Source organism: Fodinibius sediminis (assembly GCF_900182555.1).
Classification (GTDB): Bacteria; Bacteroidota; Rhodothermia; order Balneolales; family Balneolaceae; genus Fodinibius; species Fodinibius sediminis.
The window spans coordinates 1-19375 of record NZ_FXTH01000007.1 but is presented as its reverse complement, the minus strand read 5'-3'; the positions used below and the strand labels follow the sequence as shown (position 1 = coordinate 19375).

The following is a 19375-nucleotide window of genomic DNA, read 5'->3' as shown; positions in this document are numbered from 1 at the left end:
AACAGGCGCCGCTTTTAGTTTTAACTAACATTTTTCTATGTCAGACAGCAACGGGCGCACTTATCTTATTGCAAAAGGACACTGGATAAACCTGTTCATTACCTTTCTGCTGATCGTTCTCGGGATCCTCTTTGCGGGTTCAATACCTGAGCAGAATGGCCATTTTGGCTTTTGGTCCGTTCTGCCACCCCTGGTAGCCATTGTCCTGGCTTTTTGGACCCGGGAGGTTATCAGTGCTCTATTCGTGGGCATTGTACTTGGAGGAGTCATTGCCGGAGAGCTCAATGTCGTGCAGGAATTTCTGATTCCTTCCATCGGCACCGAAGGCTTTGCTCTCATACTGCTGGTTTATCTATGGTCACTGGGTGGACTCATAGGCATGTGGACCCGAACAGGCGGAGCCGAACGATTTGCAGAATGGGCAAGCCATCACCTGGTTCGTGGCCGGAAGAGTGCCAAATTCTTCACCTGGATGATGGGATTGGTTTTTCATCAGGGAGGAACCATCAGTACGGTGCTGACCGGCGCTACTGTGCGCCCCATTGCCGATAAACACAACGTCTCACATGAAGAGTTATCCTATATGGTCGACTCTACAGCTTCCCCGGCGGCAACCATCATTCCGTTCAATGTATGGCCGATTTATATTGCGGGTCTCGTTGCGGGTACCATTCCGTTGTTTGAGACCACCCAGGATGGCATTGCATTTTTTTTCCAGGCACTGCCATTTAATTTTTATGGTATCTTTGCTCTCCTTATGACGCTTCTTTTTGCATGGGAGCTGCTGCCTTGGCTGCCCGGCAGGCAAATGCGTGAGGCTATACGGCGTGTTAAAGAGACCGGACAAAAAGACCGGGACAGGGCAGAGCCGATGTCTTCCCCTGAGTTGACAAAAATGAATATTCCAGAGACATATCAACCGGGCCTGGTGGACTTTTTTGGACCGATTGGGACCTTGCTGGGAGTGGCCATTTTACCTTATATCATTACCTTTTACTTCATGGGACAGACCGAGGAGCCCACCTTGCTGATAGCAGAAGCTTTTGTATTGGCGGTTCTGAGTGGCATGTTTATAGCATTGACAAAAGGGATGTCGCTCAAGACGGTCATGGAAGGATTCGTCGATGGCTGCAAAGGAGTTTCAATCGGTGCTATAGTACTTGCATTGGCGGTTTCATTAAAAGAAGTAGCCGAAACGGTCGGAACAGCCAAGTACGTGGTAGCACTGGCAGGACAGGCCATCGACCCCCTTGTACTACCAGCCATGTTAATGGGGCTTTGCATGTTCATTGCTTTTTCAGCAGGCACTTCATGGGGAACCTATGCCGTGGTTTTCCCTGTGGCAATGCCGCTGGCGTGGGCGGTATTACCGGATCCTTTCTTTATCACGCTCTGTTTTGGTGCAGTGGTGGGCGGGAGTGTTTTTGGGGATCAGTGTTCCCCGATATCAGATACGACCATTTTGTCATCGCTGGCCACAGGATGTGATCTCATGGATCATGTCAGAAGCCAGGTCCCACTGGCCTTAACCGCGGCCATTCTATCGGGACTACTGTATACCTTCACTGTCTTCTTATTTGTTTGAGACGGGCAGCCTGTTTCACCCATATCCTGAGAAGGAATAGGATGGAGTGACTGATCCCGGCAATTGCAGACTAGGTTGTTGAAGGAACATCTGTTGTTAGTTATTCTATAAAATGAGGGATATATTGTGCCCATTAATTTTAGTTAGATACGAACATAAAGATACGCGAATCAAAAAATGCGGTTGATCGTACTGCCAATTTGTATCGTTTTGGTAAGCTCTTGCAGCATCGTGGACAACCTGAGGAACAGGGAAGAGGCAGCGGCCCTCCATGTAACGCCATTTGTCCCTGATCGCCTTCCCGGTGATTCATTGAAGATGCCCAAACTTGGACATGCGTCTTTATTTGATCCCGAAACATATATTTTAAAATATGACCGCATAGCGGAAGTCTCCTCCCTGCTGGACCGGGGGAAAGCCAGCTGGTATGGACCCAATTTTCATGGAAAGCTTACGGCAAGCGGGGAACCTTATGACATGCATGCATTCACAGCTGCGCATCCGACGTTGCCTTTTGATACGCTTGTGTGGGTGGAAAATACCGATAATGGACGCATGACACTGGTTCGCGTAAACGATCGGGGGCCGTACGCCGGCAACAGGGTGATCGACGTTTCCAGGGAGGCGGCAAAAGAATTGAGACTTATGTCCAGTGGTGTGGCAAATGTCAACCTTTACCTGGCCGAGCGAGAGGGGGAGGAACAGTCTTCCAAACATACAACGGGGCATATTTACACTATTCAGCTGGGGCTTTTCAAGACCGGTAGCAAAGCGCTTTCATTTGCCCGAGAGATAGAAGGAGCCCGCGTTGAGGTCATTCATCAACAGGAGGAAGTATATTACGGGGTGTTTTACGGTCTGTTTGCAAGCCGGAGAGAAGCATTCCGGAAACAGCGCAGGCTGGAGGAACAGAGCGATTTTGACGGTTTTGTCAAACAGCGTACCGCCGGTTGATGCATTGGTTTCAGGATTTGCTGTATCCCCGCCTTTAGAACTATATTACAGCAGAAAGCTGCTCATCGTAACTTAAAGCGAACAATCATGATTTCAGCCGGCTACAGGGCGGCTATTATTCAGATGAACAGCGGCACAAAGCTGCAAGAGAATCTGGAGGAGGCGTACCAGTATATTACAGAGGCGGCCAGCCAGGGAGCCAGGGTGGTTGGACTGCCTGAAAATTTTTCCTTCCTGGGCGGCCTCTCGATGCGAATGGAACAGGCCCCTGCCATAGCTGAGAAGGTTCCTTCCTTTCTCTCTGAAACGGCAGAGGAGTATGGTATATTCCTGATGGGAGGCAGCTATCCTGTTCCGCTTGAGAATGGGAAGGTATTCAACCGATCAACAATCTACAGCCCGGAAGGCAAACGGCTGGCCAGCTACGACAAGATTCACCTTTTTGACGTCACGCTGAACAGGGAGGAAGCATACCGCGAATCAGAGTATGTAGAAGCAGGCTCCCCCCGGCCCGTAGTTTTCCGGGATGAGACCATCGGGAACTGGGGATTATCGGTCTGTTATGACCTTCGTTTTCCGGAACTATATCGGCTCTTGGTCAGCCGCGGAGCCGAGGTCTTGTCTGTCCCCTCTGCCTTCACCTATACGACGGGTCAGGATCACTGGAAACCGCTGCTGAGAGCACGGGCCATTGAAAATGCTTCCTATGTTTTGGCTCCCGCTCAAACTGGAATCCACGGGGATAACCGAAAGACATGGGGCCATGCCATGATCATTGATCCATGGGGACAGATACTGGTTGATGCCGGTCAGGAGCCGGGGATTGGCTATACCCGTATTGATCCCAAACGTATTCAACAAGTTCGGGAAAGCATTCCGTCGTTGGAACACCGCAGAGTGTAGCGGACTTATAGCGAATGCCCGTAATAATTGTAAAGCAGTTGATCCAGTCCCAAAACCGTTAGGAAAATTACGCATAAGAGGATAATGCTCAACAGGGGTTCCCAGATAATGAAGCCTCCGACGAGCCCCAAAATTGCTCCCAGATACTGTATGTAGCGCAATTGCTCATTCGTCGCATTCTGGATGATGGCTGATATGCGCTGCTCGTCGTAATTACGGAGGTTTTCTTCCACCAGTTTGTGCACGTTGAGCTGGTTGATCAGCTTGTAGAGAAGGGTGGTCACGATATCTTCTATCGGCTCACTGTGATCATCTATCTTGCGGGGAAGCCGGTCGAGCAGATCATCCACTTTGTCCAGGCCACTTTCTATGGAGGTGGGAATCCGCACCAGCGCCTCTTCAATGATATGCTGCATTTGCTGACCCTTTATGAAAGAGTAGGCTTTGAGGGCTACCTTTTCAAACGATTTATCATGTATGGCTTCTTCGATTTGACGCAGGATTCGCTGGGCAATAGCTCCTCGTATTTCGGGGTCCGCAATCATTTCATCAACATAGGCCACGACCCAGCTTTTGAGATCTTCGCGAAAGGCGGGATCATCAATAATACCCTTGACATACTGGGTAGACTGTTCGCGGTACCTACTGATGATATTCGATTCGCTTATCTTTTTTTTAATGATTTCAGGATTGATGAGATCCTCAGATACTGCCCGTGCCAGACGGAAAGCTATGCGGTTCTTCTGGGCAGGAATAAGACCATGACCCAGTATGGGCCTCTTTTGAGCTGGTTTGAACAGCATGGTAATGGCCAGCCAGTTGGTGAAAAAACCGATGAGCCCACTGACGCTTATAATCCGGAGAAGTCCCTGGAACTGAAGCGTATATCCAAAGGCTTCCAGAGCCAGGTCGTCAAAATCCCAGAAAAAGGAGATGATAAACGTTCCCAGAAGTAGGTAGGGAACCAGGGAGAGAAGCGTCAACGCCGTAGAACTGTAGCGCTGTTCACTCTCTGGGGCTTCGTGAACAGGCTCTTTTGAAGATGATAGTTCATCTATTTTACTGTATTTGATCAGGAGCTGCCACAGTCTTCGGGCTTGCCGCTGGGTTTTCTCTTGGGCGGCTTCCAGGGCCCGGCCTGTATCCTCTCTATCCAGCGATTGTTCACTCATATGATTTTTTAAAAGCCTCCTTTCAGATTCCCCAACAACCTACGTTTGGCTGGCCGCTCAGGTTTCATCTTTATATATGGTCAAGATAAAAATTTTCCCGGGAGCTCATATTTTTTTTATCGTCGTCTGACTGATCGTCGTATCCAACCAGGTGGAGGAGCCCATGAATGAGAATGCGCTGAAATTCCTTTTTTTCAGACTGATTGAATTCATGGGCCTGTTCGCGAATGCGGGGCAGACAGCAGAACAGGGTGCCCTCGATCTCTTCATTGTCGTCTGTTTCATCATATCGAAAGGAGATGATATCAGTCACATAGCCGCGATCCAGATATTCTTTATTGATGCGGATGATTTCTTCTTCATCAACATATACGACTTCCACAAAGCGGAATGAACAGTCCTCGTGCTGCATAATCAGAGTGACAATAGCCTGACAGTCGGCACGGGAGATAGGAAGCCTGTTGTCTGTCTCGTTGAACACTTCAATATTGGCGTGAGAGGGGGCTGCCATCTCAAAGATCACTCATCAAATGAAAAGCTGTCGGGATCAATCGATTCGGTAAGAGAAAGGGCGATGGCACACATCATGAGATCTTCGGGAAGCTGGGTGAAATCACTGTTTAAAATCGTCTCGCTTACATTGGCATAGAGGCTGCAACCGGCTCCCTGTTCAATGATCAGTCCTGATGTGCGGTCATCCTGGCGTCCGAAGAAGGTGACTTGTTTCAGCATGTCGCTGGCAATAAAGGCTGTACAGTTATGAAGCTGCAGAAAGGTGTTCTGGGCATAGACCGAGACCATATTCAGACGTTCTCCATTGACATCCAGCCCCAGGTGAATTTCCAGGGCGAGCCTGCGAGGTTCCTCTTCATTGACGACCTCCAGCCGGTAGACATCATTACCCAGGGGCTTGGCCTGTGTTTGGAGGATCTCAGCAATAGCATCAATATTTTCCTTGGTAAACTCGTGAACCATGAATCAGTGGCTTTATCGCTAACTATTAAAGAATGATCAAATATACAACGTGCAATTTAGAATAAGAAATTAAAGTCTCTATGGCACCGCTGATCAATCGAGCTGAAATTGATCAAACTGTTTTTTGTTTTCTTCCCTGCTGGTCGGTATTGAAACACGTCCACCGGTAATGGAGTCTACCTGCCCGGCAAGTTGCATAGCCTGTTCATCCCGGCCAGTCATAAAGTAGATGCGCTGCACGATGGTCAGATGACTAATGGCAAAAGAGATATCCTGGGTAATTCTTTGACGGCGGGAGGAAATTTGCTGCATTCTGCTCTGCAGTTCCTGACGCCTGCCAACGTCGGCATTTTCTCTCGCAGATTTTAGCTCGGTATCCACGGTTGCCAATTCCTGCTGTAACTTGTCGAAGTCATTCATATTCGATTTCAGGTCTTCGAGAAGTTGTTTTTCAGCCTTTCGGGCAAGATCAACGGCACTGCTGTCACTGCCGGCGCTTGCATAGCTGTAGGCATAAAGTGTGATGGAATTCACATTGTTGCCGGTAACGTCGAAGGGAATACGTTCTTCCCCCCACTTCAGCCAGTAGCTTGCGCTGTCGGGCATGCCTATCTCTTTATACCTGGAGGCCAGCTCAGTAATGCTAAAGCGATAGTTGCCGAGCATGCGGCGTATATTTTCATCGAAGTAGGCATCCGGATTATTCCAGCCGCGGAAACGGAAATCCTCCAGTCTTTTAGCGTGTATCGAGGGGTCAATCCACCCGTATCCGGCGTTCTCATGTCGCTGGGGGACGATTCTAAACGCTTTGCCTTCGAACCTGAAATAGGGCTGTAAGCCCAGCTGACTTTGGGAAGAGACCGTATTGGCAAAATAGACGGGTCTCAGCCATTTATTGTTGCGCAGGATATCGAGGATGACTTCATCCTGAACCTGGGTATAGTAGCGGGTGTTGCCCTGCGGTCCCTGTCCTGCGGAACGGCCTTCAAAGTACCAGCTTACCTCGGCATCCAGAGAGTCAACAGGGATACCAAAACCAATGCCCTTGCTGTAAATCTGAAGTGAAGTGTCGGGGGTTACGCCAATGGTTTCCTTGTACTCATTAGCCCCTGAAAAAGCTTGCTTCAGCAGATCCTTGTTGACCGGAATGCTAATGGTATCGGGCTGATGAAGCGAGAGGCTGCTGGTCATCTGCTCGATCTCATCATCGGTCAGAGAGATGGGCAGGGGGGGGGATTCGTGGGACCATTGATCCCTGAGCTGTTTGATATACCAGTCGGTGTTGAGCAGGCTCAGGTTGACAATGCGGACATCGGTGCGCACGCCCTCTACCTCCTGAATATACCAAAGCGGAAAGGTATCGTTGTCACCGTTGGTGAAGAGGATGGCATTGGGGGCTGTTGACTGCAAAAGATTGTAGGCGTAGTCGGGTGCAACATAACGCTCACTGCGGTCGTGATCCTGGAAATTCTGCACGCCCATCAGCAGGGGGGAGGCACAGAAAAGAAGGCCAAGTAATGCATAAGCGGCGACCTTGCTGGACTTGAGATATTCCTTGACCAGTTCAATAAGTCCTATGCTGCCCAATCCAATCCATATTGAGAAGGCAAAGAAGGATCCCACATAGGCATAATCCCGCTCACGGGGCTCCATGGGAGTTTGATTAAGGAACACAATGATGGCAAAGCCGGTCATAATGAAGAGCACCAGCACGGACAGGGCTCGCTTCCAGTCATTTTGGAAGTGGAATATCATCCCGAATAATCCCAGCAGGAAGGGGATATAGAAATAGCTGTTGTGGGCTGGATTATCTTCATTCTCAGTTTCAGAAAACCCGGATTGCCAGCTTGCATCCTGGATATCGGAATCCCGGCCGATAAAGTTCCAGGCGAAATAACGAAGGTACATGTGATCCAGCTGGTAGCCGAGAAAGAAATCCAGATCGCTGGAATATTGGGCGTACTGCTGCATATGCTGGGGACTGGTGGAGTACCTGCGCGGAAAGAATACTTCCTGTTCCCGGTCAATCGTTCCTTTTTCATTACTGAAGGTGTGTCCTGTTAAAAGCGGGGTATTCCCATATTGCTCACGTTCCAGATAGCTTATAAAAGCCTCCACCGTTTCGGGATCATTTTCATCAATGGGAGGGTTGGCCGTTGAACGGATAAAAATAAGTGCGTAAGAAGAGTAGCCAATAATGATGAGCGCATAGCTGAGAAACACAATATTGGCAATGCGATAATTATTTTTATGCGTGTAATATACTCCCCAGCCAAGTAAAAGGGCTACAATAGTCATAAAGAAAATGGGGCCGATAAGCCCGTAGCTGGCCTGGGTCATCCCCTCCATAATGGATGGGAGGGACTGCACGGTAAAGGGATATATCAGCAGGAAAGAGGCCACGGCAATGGCGGAGGATGCCGCAAAAGAGGCAATGTCGAATTCCTTCTTTTTAAAATAAATGATCAGCGTTACAAAAAACAGGGCAAGCAGGTTCAGCAGGTGCACTCCAAGAGCCAGGCCGAAGAGATAGGCGATGAGTAAGAGCCACCGCTCATTATAGGGTCTGTCGTGATTTTCGGCCCAGACAAGAGCCAGCCATACCACTATTGCCGTAAAAAACATGGAGACGGCATAAACTTCAGCTTCGACGGCATTAAACCAGAAGGTATCGGTCACGGCAAACGTAAATGCTCCAATGAGGGCTCCGCCATACATGCCAATCTTCTCAATAGGCAGCATTTCATCCGGTGTACCTTTCCATTCACGTACAAGACGAACGATAATGAGATAGAGCAGCATAACCGTCAGAGCCGAACTCAGAACACTGATAAAGTTAATACTTGCGGCTACATAGCCAGTGGGCATAAACATTGAAAACAGGCGTCCAAGCAGGGAATAGAAGGGGGCTCCCGGGGGGTGATTTACCTGAAGCCCGTGACCGACGGCAATAAATTCACCGGCATCCCAGAAGCTGGCCGTTGGAGCCATCGTAACAAAGTATAAGATCAGAGAAGCAAGTAAGGTAAATAGGCCTAAGGTCCTATTGGTTGCTCTGTGATTTGAAAACATTCGCACCTGTTTTGTCATTCATGTGGTTAATATCTCTTTCAGGCAGGCAATAATAGCCATAGGTATGATAGATTCAAAATGATACAGCTATTTTTGAAGGAATACCAGTTCACGAAGAAAACCGTAACTGACCGAGTGCCGCACGAAAGGTATGGGACTGGAGCTGAAGATTCTGTATCTGCCGGTCAATAAGGTGCAGGGGGGGCATCATGCAATTTACTGTTTAACCGGAAGATTCCGGACATCGACGGAAGAAAGGTCCATCTTTTCAAAGTCAAGAGCCTGTGAGTTCAGGCAGTAGCGAAGGCCCGTGGGCTCCGGGCCGTCCTCAAAAACATGTCCCAGGTGTGAGCCGCAGCGTGCACATACCACTTCCGTCCGGGTCATAAACAAGCTGTTATCTTCTCTTGTGCCTATTGCTGATGGATCGATCGGCTGCCAAAAACTGGGCCACCCCGTACCGGATTTATATTTTGTCTCAGAAGTAAAAATAGGTTGTCCACAGGCTCCGCAGTAATAAATACCTTCCTCCTTGTTATCGTAATATTCGTTAATAAAAGGCAGCTCTGTGCCTCGTTTACGCAGGATTCTATATTCCCCGGAACTGAGAATCGTCCTCCACTCGGCTTCTGATTTCACAACTTCATATTCCTCCTTGACCGTATCGGCCTGTTCCAGGGTCAAAGGATGCCCCGCAGTCATCGATATGCCGGCTGCGTGCCTGTTTTCGTCGGGGTCAGTATTGTTACAGTTGGTTGTGAGGACAGCCACCACCAGAAAGATTAGCGTATACGGTAAGAGCTTCATCATGTAAATTGCCTTGGTTTCAGGGGCAAAGATACCCCGCCTGTTGTGCACTGTGTTTATCCTATAACGAGTCAGTCCCTGAAATAATTCTATCTTCCGTTAGAATATGGTGATGGAAGTATAATAAAAATTGGAATCGACACCTGGGTTGATTTGTCCGCGATCGCCGTTTGAAAGGTGGTGGTACTTTATGCCGAGCGAGAGCGATACAGATCGGGATAGCATGATTTCGAGACCGCCGCCGGCATAAAAGGTAAAGTTCAGTTTTTTTCCCCGGTCATCGGGAAAGGGGGCTTCCATAAACATTAGTCCGGCCGAGGTATTGATAAAAGGCTGAACCTTCCGATCGGTGATAAAATTTGCCTGAAATCCAAGTGGAGAAATGCCGAAGCCGGAAAGTGTGCTCCGGTATCTGTATGGTTCAAATCCCTGGTAGGAATAGCTGGAATAAAGATTGGTTGATAATCCGTATTCCACTATCATATTACGGTAATTTAAAAGTTTGCGCTTGTAACGCAGTCCCAGGGATCGGATTCGTGCATCCTGCGTTTTCCCCCACAACCTAAATGAATCAAACGCAAAGCCTGCCCAAAGTGACACTTCATTCCGATGCTGCAGCGGATGCACCATCTTTTGATATCTGGCAGGTTCAGAAGACGGTCGTTCAGCGACACTGTCGGCAGCAGCAGGCGCCTGCCCCTGTACGGTTACGGGGCCCCAGAAGACACAAATGAAAAAGCATAAAAGGCCCACGGTATTCAAATTATGCGTACCGATGTTCATGTATCGCTGGCGTTTTCCGATTCCACAAAAACCCGTTTTATAAGCGGGAACCTTTTTTTAATTTCTATTGTCAGCTCCTCGGTGGTATTTTCGATTTTTGTTGCAGTCAGCCCATCTTGAAAATCCACACTGAGATTCAACAAGACAAAGTTGGGTCCCATGTGAAGGGTCAAAGCCTCGTTGACATTTTTTATACTATCATAGGTGGAGATAGTTTCATCAATTTCACGTAGAATCTGTGGGTCAGCACTTTCTCCGATAAGCAGGCCTTTGGTTTCATAAGCCAGCCAGGTAGCGGTGGTGGCTAATATTAAACCAATAATGATTGAGGCGATACCGTCAAAGACAGGCATTCCGGTCCACTGGCTGATTGCAATACCGGCCATGGCAACACATAGTCCCAGGAGGGCTGCCGAGTCTTCAAAAAGGACAACAAAGGTTGTTGGATTTTTCTCTTTCTGTACGGCTTCAAAATAACCGCGATCGCCTTTGACCTTTATGAACTCCCTCCAGGCAAAATACCAGGCAATTCCAGTAATGACCATCGCCGTGGCCAATACAGCATAACTCACGATGGCATTTTCAACGGGATGCGGATCCATCACGCTGTGTATACCTTCATAAATGGAAATGCCGGCTCCAATGGCAAACACCATGATGGCGACAACAAAACTCCAGAAATAAATTTCTTTACCATAACCGAAAGGATGCAGCTTATCAGGCTGTTTTTTTGCTCTTCTTAATCCCAGCAGAAGCATAATCTGGTTTCCGGTGTCAACGGTAGTGTGAATGCCCTCGGAAAACATTGCTGAACTGCCGGTAATGGCTGCGGCAATGAACTTTATGACGGCGATAAATGCATTGGCGATGAGGGCCGCATATACAACTTTCTTGGATCCGGATGCCATGGAGGGGTTGTTTTTTTAGTATGTTAGTGACAACAAAAATTGAATTTATGATAGTAAATTTAAGGGAGTACCAAAAAGAATATCTATTCCATAAAAAAAGTGTGAGCCCGGCCAGGGCCCACACTTCAAAAGAAAAGCTCTGTTTGCTCTGTAAATAAAGCTATTCCTTTAGCTGTTCAGGCCCCGCCGGGACAAGAGGCCTGACTTGCAGCCTGAAGAAACTGTTACTGCTGACTGTTCTCGCCACCGCTGTAGACAATACGCCAGATTTTACCGTTCTGAGAATCAGCCACATAGAGCGAACCACTGGGACCAATGGCAAGGCCGGTGGGACGTGCTTCGGCATCTCCGGGAGAGGTCAGGGTCTCCTGGCCTTTAAAACCATCAGCAAACACTTCATAGTCTCCGCTGACGTTTTCTCCCTCAAAGGGAACAAAGACAACATTGTAACCTGCCTGCGGTTCGGGGGCCCGGTTCCAGCTTCCGTGAAATGCGATAAAAGCACCATTTATATATTCCTGAGGGAATTGGCTTCCGTTGTAGAAGAGAAGATCATTCGGTCCCCAGTGGCCGGGAAAGGCGATGATGGGATTTTCATAGTTATCTTCTTCAGCAGGTGTTTTTCCGTCACCGCCGTACTCCGGGGCTATCATTTTTTGTTCCTTTTGCCAGTCGTAGTAGACATAGGGCCAGCCAAAATTATCTCCTTCGTTTACCGCAAACATCTCCTCGGCCGGAAGTTCGGCATTCTGCTCAACGTTGAAATAGTCGGGCCACAGGGTATTGAGCTGGTCGCGTCCGTGCTGAACAACATAGAGCTGATCGGCATTATTGTTCCAGTCGAGGGCAACCGAATTCCTGATCCCCGTGGCGTAGCGCTGGCCGTCCTCCTGGAAGGTCTGTCCGGCCTCATCCGCGGCGAACTGCCAGATACCCCCGTGATTCTCGAGCTGGGGACACGGATCCTGGCCGGGGGAGCCCGGTGTACGCGGTTCTTCCTGGCATGCATTGGACGGTCCGCCAATATTGACATATAAATTGCCGGACTGGTCGAAGGTAAACGATTTGGCGGCATGCGAACTCTGGTTGGGGAATCCTTCTACTACCATTTCCGGTTCTCCCTGCGGAGCCAGCTGGTTGTCCGTCATCTGAAAACGAACGATGGAGGTATCAGAAGAGGAGTACAGGTAGCCGTTGTACAACTGAATGCCGGTACCCGTATGCGGGCCAAAGTATTCAACCTGGTCGGCTTTTCCATCTCCATCCTCATCACGCAGGGCTGCAATTCCGCCGCCGTTCTTTTTTTCAGAGAGTGCTACATAAAGATCCCCGTTTTCAGCAGCTGTTATATGACGAGCCTGGCCTATACTGTCGGCAACAACTACAGCTTTAAAATTATCAGGCAAGGTGATTCCCCCATTGTCTTCCGCAAAATTCAGTGTCTGAGAAGAAGGAGAAGAACCTCCACAACTTGTTATAACGAATCCCAAGACTATTATAATCCCTGTTTTGAGCAATTTCATATGCTTAATTTTAGGTTGGTAATTTCAATTAACTCATTAATAATAAATTATGATGGTATTTCATTCCAGATAATTTTTTTATACTGCAGGGAATTATGATTTTTTTCGTTCGACTACAAGGAGAAGACGACAACTGTAACCAGTAAAGAGGACCGGTATGGACAAGAGACTTTTATTGATATCAGGGATTATGCTATTGTGGACAATGGCTGGAGCTGCCCAGCAGACCGTAACCGACGATAAAGCCAAAAAAGTTACCAATGGCTTTTCTTTTACCGAGGGACCATTCTGGCACAGCGAGGGCTACCTGCTGTTTAGTGATATTCCCGCCAATACGATCTATAAATGGATCCCCGGATCGATGGAGTCACAAATTTTCCTCAAGCCCTCGGGTCATTCCAACGGAATAGCCATGGATTCCTCCGGCCGGCTCATCCTGGTCCAGCACGATGGGAAAGTTTCTGCAGTCAACACGGACAAGAAAATGGTGCTGCTGGCCGACAGCTACCGGGGCAAGCGATTCAATAGTCCCAATGACCTGACGATAGCCTCGGACGGCCGTATTTATTTCACGGATCCGCCTTTCGGCGTAAGCGACAGTGATAAAGAACTAATGTTCAGCGGGGTCTATCTTCTCCGCGAGGGAGAAGAGCCTGAAATGCTCTTTGACGGCTTTCAGACTCCCAACGGAATAGTACTAAATGAGAGTGAGTCGAAAATATTTGTCAATGATTCTCAGTCCGGGGATATAATGGTCTTTGAGATAGCCGATGACGGAACCTTTGAAGAGCCCGAGTTATTTGCGAGCGTGGGTGCTTCGGCCGAAAGCGGCTCTGCCGATGGAATGGTGATGGACAGGGAGGGACGGCTATACAGTACCGGGCCCGCCGGCATCCACGTGTTTAATTCGTCCGGTGAACAGATTGAAAAGATCGACCTGCCGGTACGGGCCACCAATATGGCCTGGGGCGGGAATGGTAACAAGACCCTCTTTATCACGACCCCCTCAGCCATATATAAATTACCGATGAAGGCCGAAGGGATTAATAAATAGCCTCCCTGCTGTTCAAAATACCTTTTTAAAAGTTAAGGGCCATGCCGGCCTGCCAATTGCGGCCAGGGGCAGGCTCATAATAGTTTCCACCGGGGTTGTTGATGGCGACCGTTCCGTTGTACCGCTCATCCAGAAGGTTGTTGATATTGATGAACGGCTGCAGCATCACGTTCTTTCTATTGAAATGCAGCTGATAGCTAACTTTGAAATCCAGTACATGGTAGGCCTCATTTTCTTCGGTATTCAGGTTGTTTACCGGGTGACTGCTCGCATATTCGTATGAGAGGGAACTCAAAAAATTAGCGGGCGACCAGCGCAGGGTCGAATTCAAACGGTGATCGGGAATGCCGGGAATGGTATTGCCGTCCAGTGCTTCTCCTTCCAGCGTCTGTGCTTCCTTGAATTCTGCAGCCATGATATTTGCCGTTGCTGTCACCTTCCAGTCTCTTGAAAATCGATACCCCACATAGCCTTCAATACCCATATGCGCTGTTTCACCCTGGTTGCGGTAGAATGTTGGTCCATCCACCTCAAGCTGATAGGGAAACAGTAGATCGTTGATCCAGAGGTGATAGAGGGCCAGGTCATACTGGAAGGAACCGCTGTTGCGCCGTACTCCAGCTTCAAGTCCTACGGTTCGTTCAGGTTTTAAATTCGGATTAAAGCCGTTTCCGCCCTCCGGTCGATTAACAAGTTCAGTGGTGGTCGGAGCCTGGAATGAAGTACTCAGGTTGGTATATACAGTATAGGAACGGGGCTGATAGCTGAGGCCTATGCTGGGGCTGAAGGAGTCGAAAGTTCGTTCGCCCGACAAATCGGGGGCAGGGGCATCCGTTGAAAAGTGCATCCGGTCGTAACGTAGCCCGCCCAATAGATTCATGGCACCGAAGCTGTAGGTACCGTTGACAAATAATGCCTGGTTGTTGACCTTTTCAAGCTGGTCGACCGTCACTTCGCCGCGTTCGCCTCCTCCAACATGGTCATATTCCACGCGGTCATCGTGTTGTATTTTCAGCTCGCCGCCCCATTGCAGATCCAGCTGTCCGGTGGTCTGGTCGAGGGTGGCCCGCAATCCACCGACATTGCGATCTACCGTTATAATACCGAAAGGCAGGGGATTCTGCAGGTCACGATAGATACCATAACCGGTGACATTAACGGTACCAAGAGAAGAATCCAGGATATAGCTCAGCCCCGCCTGGCCCTGCGTAATTTCCTTGCCGGCCCTGGCATTTTGAAAATATGATGAAGCCATGGTGGGATTTTCCCGGGCATCCTCCGCACTGAGGCTGCTGGGGTGCTGCGCCTTTGGCATATAGACGAGGGCACCCTGGTATTTCAGTTCGCTCCTGGAAGTCAGTTTTACCGCACCGGTAAGGCCGGAACGCAAAATATCCACGGCACTGTAGTCGCGGTATCCGTCGGAAGTGAGGTAGCTGGTATAAGCAGCCATCCGGTGGTTTTCAGAAGCAACAGAGAATTCGCCTTCCTGTTTGAAGGTTCCATACGATCCCGCCATGCTGCGAAACCGGCCGTGGTTCCCGGCGCCGTAGTTGGGAACCGTAGACAGATAGAGCACGCCACCGCTGCTGTTGCCCCAGTAAGTTGCGGCTGGACCTCGAATCAGTTCGGCCCGTCGTACAAAGGCGGGGTCGATAATATTGGTCATCGCCTGTCCGTCGGCAATGGTCAGCGGCATATCATTGAGTACCACCTGTATGCCCCGTACGCCGTACTGCGCGCGCCAGCCCAGTCCTCGAATTGTTATGCGTTCTCCGAGCGCGTAGTTTTGGCGGTCGCCCACCCAGAGGCCCGGCAACTCATCGCCGATGCTTTTCAGGGACAGGGAGGAGGTGTGATTGACCGTTTGCAAATCACGGCTGCTGATACTTAGTGAGAGCGGGGCATCAGCCACGCCAATGGTAGAGCGAATAGCCGTAATATTAATAGGATCAAGCTCTATGCTCAGACTATCCTGCTGTATCTGGGCCGTGGAAGGTTTGGAAAGAGTAAGCATGGTAACGACCAGACATAATACTAAACATAGGGGATTGCGTCTGTTGGATGGAATGGAAATGGAGAACAACACTGCTGTTTCGGCTTTTGGGTTCGTTATTATTTAAAGTTGGAGCCTTGTGTAATACTGCTGGATATTTGGACATTGCTCCATGGGATCATGTGAAACTGCAAAGACAATAAAATAATATGAGTACATTTCAAAACTAAAAAGTAAGATTGGAGGTTTTCCTTAATGATGCCCCTGATAGTTAAATTTCAGGAGGAGAGTCGAGGTCTGGGTTTTACCTGCAGACGCTGAACTTAAAACCTGGAAAATCCTGAACTATTCTATTTGGTAAATATACTCCCTGATCTATAGGAGTATGTCTTATTTTCTGATATGTTGACGTATAAATAGCAAATATATTAGGCTTATCAGAACTTTATATATTGGTATAAAATGAATTCATTTACATATTGTATTTAGTCATAAGGTAAATAATGATTAAAAAAATTAGGTGATATAAATATATTAGTATAGCAATATAAAAATATATAGATAAGTGTGGTAATTGGTATTATTTATTCATTAACATCTGTGGAATTCAAAGAGGGAGTAATTTGCCGTAATTTCTATTAAGAAAGGATGAAATAGATAGTATATAAAATAGGTGTTTTAATATATCATTAGGTGCTATTTTATAACAACTTTTAAGAAAGTATGAGAAGATATTTCTTTATATGGCAAACTGTAAATGAAAAAAGAAGGATTCAATCATATATATTATTATGGCTAACTATTTTTTGACGGATAGTCGTAGAAAGTGAATTGATTCCTGCTTTTTAATTGCAAGTTATAATTGAAAAAATACAATCAATTTTATTGAATAGAGATCAGATAGCAATGCTTTAGAAACGTATTTAAGAGTTTTTTTTCTTGGCTTAAGATTTATGAGACATATAATGTATGGCTGCAAATCCACTTATACTATTTGAGACGGAAGGAACCTACCCCTATTCGGGCGGGGGAGTATCTACGTGGTCTCATATTCTGTGCAGCGAGCTCGAGGAAGAGGTTGATTTTATCCTTTTGCCATTAACGGGACTACCTTTTGTAGAATCCCGGTATCCCTTGTCCTCTAATATTAAATCCATTATTCATATACCGCTTTGGGGATCGGCAGAACCGGTCCACGATTTTGACAAACAAACCCCATTTTCTGAGCATATTCTTCGTAAATTTCAAACAGACCAATCTGCTATAAGGAATTTATTTCTCCCGATGTTCCGTGATTTCATTCATCGGTTATTTGATCCTTTTAGTTCACCAAAAGAATTTGGTGAGCTAATTTATGGATTCTGGAAGTATTATCAGGCGTTTGACTATAAAGAAACCCTGTCCAGTCCTTTAGTATGGACGGAATTCAAAAAGCAGTTGAAGAGCAGATATAATGCGGGGAACAAGCTTAAGCGCCAGGAAGAACCCAGTGTGAAGGATGCTACCTTCGGGATGCGGTGGATCTATCACTTCATGATGCCACTTGCGGTACCGCTCCCGCAAGTCAGCGCCACCCATGCGACCCTTGCCGGTTTTCCGGCAATCGCGTCTATAGCTGCAAAATTTGAATATGGCACGCCCATGGTCCTTACTGATCATGGAGTATACATTCGCGAGCGACTGGTTAATGTGAGTCAGTCCGAAATGTCCTACTTTTCCAAAAAGATGCTTATCGATCTGGCCACATTTATAACGCGAACCGCCTATCACTATGCAGACATAATTGCCCCGGTAACGTCCGTTCATGCAAAGTGGGAAAGCGATTTTGAGGCCGGGGAAGATCGAATTCAACCCATTTATAATGGCGTGGATCCCGATAAATTCCATCCTCGTTCCAAACCGGAGCACACCAAAGGTATCCCTACTGTAGTTGCAGCAGCTCAGGTATTTCCGTTAAAGGACATCGAAACGATGATCCGTTCATGCGACCATGCCCGTCGTGAAATTCCTGATATTCAATATATTTTATACGGAAGCCTCGATGTGGATAAAACATATACCCAAAAATGCATGCAGCTGGTTGAACAGCTTGGATTAGAGGATCATTTTGTTTTTGGAGGATTTAATGATAGCCCAAATCTGCTTTTTAACGAGGGAGATATTTCAATTTTAAGCTCTATTTCCGAGGGCTTTCCCTATACCGTTATTGAGTCGATGAGCTGCGGCCGCCCGGTAGTAGCGACAGATGTGGGAGGCGTCAGCGAGGCAATTGGTGATACTGGAGTTATATGTAAACCCCGTGACGCTAAAGCATTAGCTGAAGGAGTTATAAAATTATTAACCAATGATAAATTGCGAAGAAAACTTGGAAGAAAAGCACGGGCGCGAATATTAGAGAATTATACCATTACTGAATCAGTAGCAAATTATCATGAAATTTATAAACAGTTGCATAATCAGGAAAATGAACCTGCTGCCCATGCCATCGAGTTGGATTCGGTAATTACAATGATTCAAGACCTGGAGAGGTATGGTAGAGAAATCTGATATAGAGAGTGCTACAATTGATTCCGAGGATCAACTTAAGGCTCAAGTTAAGGAGCTTATAGGTAATCCTATCAGTGTTTGGGCCGTTGCTGCCACAATCGAGTCCTTAGGAATTCGAGAAGTAGATGCCCGTAAAGTGTTTGGGTATGATTCTATTTTCAGCTTGGCAGATCAAATTTCTGTTGACCTTAAAAAAGAGTTCCGGCAGGGAGAATCATATAAGATTTCTCCAGATGATGAGATTTCATACGCTTTTGGGCTATGGGAACAAATAAAATTTTTTTCACAATACTATTCGGAGGGTCTTCTTTTTTCATTACCTCTTCTAAGCCAAATTGCCGCCTTATTTATCTTTCGTTATTCGCTTTGGGCCTGGCTGGACTTCAATGAGGCCCAGGCGACAATTATAGCGTTCGGTACCATAGTAGCATTCATTATCACTGGTGGGTTTATTCAGGTTCTCGGTCACGTTATATCCGGTTACACAAGCAGTAATAATTACTTTTTGGCCTACGAATGTACTAAAAAAGTCGTTAAGGGAGGGCTTTGGAGCATAGCAGCAGTTGCTCTCCTTATTGTATTAATAAATATTATTATTCCATTTTACCCGAGGACTATGGTGTTGTTGGGGGTTATGTATATGGTGTCAATCAGCCTGTTGTTATTGGCTTCAGGTATTTTATATGCCCTAAAACGCCGTATTTCTATTTTTGTGATCTTTGTGATAGGGACGCTCTCCATTATTTTTAATATAGAAGTACTCAATCTGGATATTTACAGCTCTCACTGGATTGCAATGTTCTTTACGACCGTGTTACTGACTGTTTATGCAAGACGCTATTTTAAACGACAAATTCATGATAATCAGCAGGATTTAGTCACACAGACCCCACCGGACCCCGAAGTCCGCCAATATATTAAGGGTCTTATGAAGTATAGCATGTTATAAAAGTTTGTAACATATTGCTATACAATGAATAACAAGTATTACAAGCGTTCAAGAATTTCTGAGGCCAAATTTCGGCATTTAATTCGATGTTTTTCGTTGGATTTAACCGCGACTGAAACGGCCGAATTGACCGGAATTTCGTTGCGC

General features: G+C 47.2%; 15 protein-coding genes and 1 pseudogene. 7 read left to right on the top strand and 9 right to left on the bottom strand.

From position 1 onward, the window contains the following. Positions 1–37 precede the first annotated feature (37 nt). From FN808_RS09145 to FN808_RS09135, 3 genes are all read left to right on the top strand, one after another. The gene (locus tag FN808_RS09145; protein WP_142714277.1) at positions 38–1585 is read left to right on the top strand and encodes a Na+/H+ antiporter NhaC family protein; all 1548 of its coding nucleotides are present in this window, start codon (positions 38–40) and stop codon (positions 1583–1585) included. A gap of 231 nt (positions 1586–1816) precedes the next feature. Then, the gene (locus tag FN808_RS09140) at positions 1817–2539 is read left to right on the top strand and encodes an SPOR domain-containing protein (protein WP_142714276.1); all 723 of its coding nucleotides are present in this window, start codon (positions 1817–1819) and stop codon (positions 2537–2539) included. 87 nt (positions 2540–2626) lie between these two features. Beyond that, positions 2627–3442, top strand: coding sequence for a carbon-nitrogen hydrolase family protein (locus FN808_RS09135; RefSeq protein ID WP_142714274.1), 816 nt, complete (start codon positions 2627–2629; stop codon positions 3440–3442). A gap of 5 nt (positions 3443–3447) precedes the next feature. On the opposite strand, the gene FN808_RS09130 is transcribed toward FN808_RS09135, so the two are convergent. The 8 genes from FN808_RS09130 to FN808_RS09095 form a co-directional block, all read right to left on the bottom strand. After that, positions 3448–4614: a DUF445 domain-containing protein gene (locus FN808_RS09130; protein WP_142714273.1), complete on the bottom strand. Its 1167-nt coding sequence runs from the start codon at positions 4612–4614 to the stop codon at positions 3448–3450. A gap of 70 nt (positions 4615–4684) precedes the next feature. Further along, positions 4685–5125 carry an rRNA maturation RNase YbeY gene (gene ybeY, locus FN808_RS09125; protein ID WP_142714272.1) on the bottom strand — a complete coding sequence of 147 codons (441 nt, stop codon included), beginning with the start codon at positions 5123–5125 and terminating at the stop codon, positions 4685–4687. Between the two features lie 8 nt (positions 5126–5133). Beyond that, a complete protein-coding gene (locus FN808_RS09120) occupies positions 5134–5589 on the bottom strand; it encodes a hypothetical protein (RefSeq protein WP_142714270.1) in 456 nt (151 codons plus the stop codon). 93 nt (positions 5590–5682) lie between these two features. Then, entirely contained in the window at positions 5683–8580 is a 2898-nt protein-coding gene (locus FN808_RS09115) for a protein O-mannosyl-transferase family (RefSeq protein WP_246068322.1), read from the bottom strand. A 297-nt stretch (positions 8581–8877) separates the two neighbouring features. After that, positions 8878–9471 (bottom strand): peptide-methionine (R)-S-oxide reductase MsrB, encoded by a 594-nt coding sequence (msrB, locus tag FN808_RS09110; RefSeq protein WP_246068321.1) that lies wholly within the window; start codon positions 9469–9471, stop codon positions 8878–8880. Between the two features lie 96 nt (positions 9472–9567). Then, a complete protein-coding gene (locus tag FN808_RS09105) occupies positions 9568–10251 on the bottom strand; it encodes an acyloxyacyl hydrolase (protein WP_142714268.1) in 684 nt (227 codons plus the stop codon). Next, the gene (locus FN808_RS09100; protein WP_142714267.1) at positions 10248–11159 is read right to left on the bottom strand and encodes a cation diffusion facilitator family transporter; all 912 of its coding nucleotides are present in this window, start codon (positions 11157–11159) and stop codon (positions 10248–10250) included. Before FN808_RS09100 ends, FN808_RS09105 begins: the two co-directional genes overlap by 4 nt. Before the next feature lie 224 nt (positions 11160–11383). Next, positions 11384–12682: a PQQ-dependent sugar dehydrogenase gene (locus FN808_RS09095; RefSeq protein WP_142714266.1), complete on the bottom strand. Its 1299-nt coding sequence runs from the start codon at positions 12680–12682 to the stop codon at positions 11384–11386. 190 nt (positions 12683–12872) lie between these two features. Here FN808_RS09095 and FN808_RS09090 point away from each other — a divergent pair, with 190 nt between their 5' ends. Then, positions 12873–13736, top strand: coding sequence for an SMP-30/gluconolactonase/LRE family protein (locus FN808_RS09090; RefSeq protein WP_185958322.1), 864 nt, complete (start codon positions 12873–12875; stop codon positions 13734–13736). A gap of 25 nt (positions 13737–13761) precedes the next feature. Here FN808_RS09090 and FN808_RS09085 read toward each other — a convergent pair whose 3' ends face one another. Next, positions 13762–15753: a TonB-dependent receptor family protein gene (locus tag FN808_RS09085; protein ID WP_142714264.1), complete on the bottom strand. Its 1992-nt coding sequence runs from the start codon at positions 15751–15753 to the stop codon at positions 13762–13764. 948 nt (positions 15754–16701) lie between these two features. Here FN808_RS09085 and pelF point away from each other — a divergent pair. The 3 genes and pseudogenes from pelF to FN808_RS09070 all read left to right on the top strand — a co-directional run. Beyond that, a complete protein-coding gene (gene pelF / locus FN808_RS09080) occupies positions 16702–18279 on the top strand; it encodes a GT4 family glycosyltransferase PelF (RefSeq protein ID WP_142714262.1) in 1578 nt (525 codons plus the stop codon). Further along, complete coding sequence (locus tag FN808_RS09075) at positions 18263–19228, top strand: hypothetical protein (protein ID WP_142714261.1); 966 nt, start codon at positions 18263–18265, stop codon at positions 19226–19228. The genes pelF and FN808_RS09075 overlap by 17 nt, the downstream gene beginning before the upstream one ends. 24 nt (positions 19229–19252) lie before the next feature. Next, positions 19253–19375: pseudogene (locus tag FN808_RS09070) on the top strand (IS1595 family transposase); the annotation flags it as partial.

Excerpts from the sequence above, each read along its gene's own strand:
- FN808_RS09120 (WP_142714270.1), bottom strand. The coding sequence starts at position 5,589 with ATGGTTCACGAGTTTACCAAGGAAAATATTGATGCTATTGCTGAGATC.
- FN808_RS09130 (WP_142714273.1), bottom strand. The coding sequence starts at position 4,614 with ATGAGTGAACAATCGCTGGATAGAGAGGATACAGGCCGGGCCCTGGAA.
- msrB (WP_246068321.1), bottom strand. The coding sequence starts at position 9,471 with ATGATGAAGCTCTTACCGTATACGCTAATCTTTCTGGTGGTGGCTGTC.
- ybeY (WP_142714272.1), bottom strand. The coding sequence starts at position 5,125 with ATGGCAGCCCCCTCTCACGCCAATATTGAAGTGTTCAACGAGACAGAC.
- FN808_RS09085 (WP_142714264.1), bottom strand. The coding sequence starts at position 15,753 with ATGCTTACTCTTTCCAAACCTTCCACGGCCCAGATACAGCAGGATAGT.
- pelF (WP_142714262.1), top strand. The coding sequence starts at position 16,702 with ATGGCTGCAAATCCACTTATACTATTTGAGACGGAAGGAACCTACCCC.
- FN808_RS09075 (WP_142714261.1), top strand. The coding sequence starts at position 18,263 with ATGGTAGAGAAATCTGATATAGAGAGTGCTACAATTGATTCCGAGGAT.
- FN808_RS09135 (WP_142714274.1), top strand. The coding sequence starts at position 2,627 with ATGATTTCAGCCGGCTACAGGGCGGCTATTATTCAGATGAACAGCGGC.
- FN808_RS09100 (WP_142714267.1), bottom strand. The coding sequence starts at position 11,159 with ATGGCATCCGGATCCAAGAAAGTTGTATATGCGGCCCTCATCGCCAAT.
- FN808_RS09145 (WP_142714277.1), top strand. The coding sequence starts at position 38 with ATGTCAGACAGCAACGGGCGCACTTATCTTATTGCAAAAGGACACTGG.
- FN808_RS09115 (WP_246068322.1), bottom strand. The coding sequence starts at position 8,580 with ATGGCTCCAACGGCCAGCTTCTGGGATGCCGGTGAATTTATTGCCGTC.
- FN808_RS09090 (WP_185958322.1), top strand. The coding sequence starts at position 12,873 with ATGCTATTGTGGACAATGGCTGGAGCTGCCCAGCAGACCGTAACCGAC.
- FN808_RS09095 (WP_142714266.1), bottom strand. The coding sequence starts at position 12,682 with ATGAAATTGCTCAAAACAGGGATTATAATAGTCTTGGGATTCGTTATA.
- FN808_RS09105 (WP_142714268.1), bottom strand. The coding sequence starts at position 10,251 with ATGAACATCGGTACGCATAATTTGAATACCGTGGGCCTTTTATGCTTT.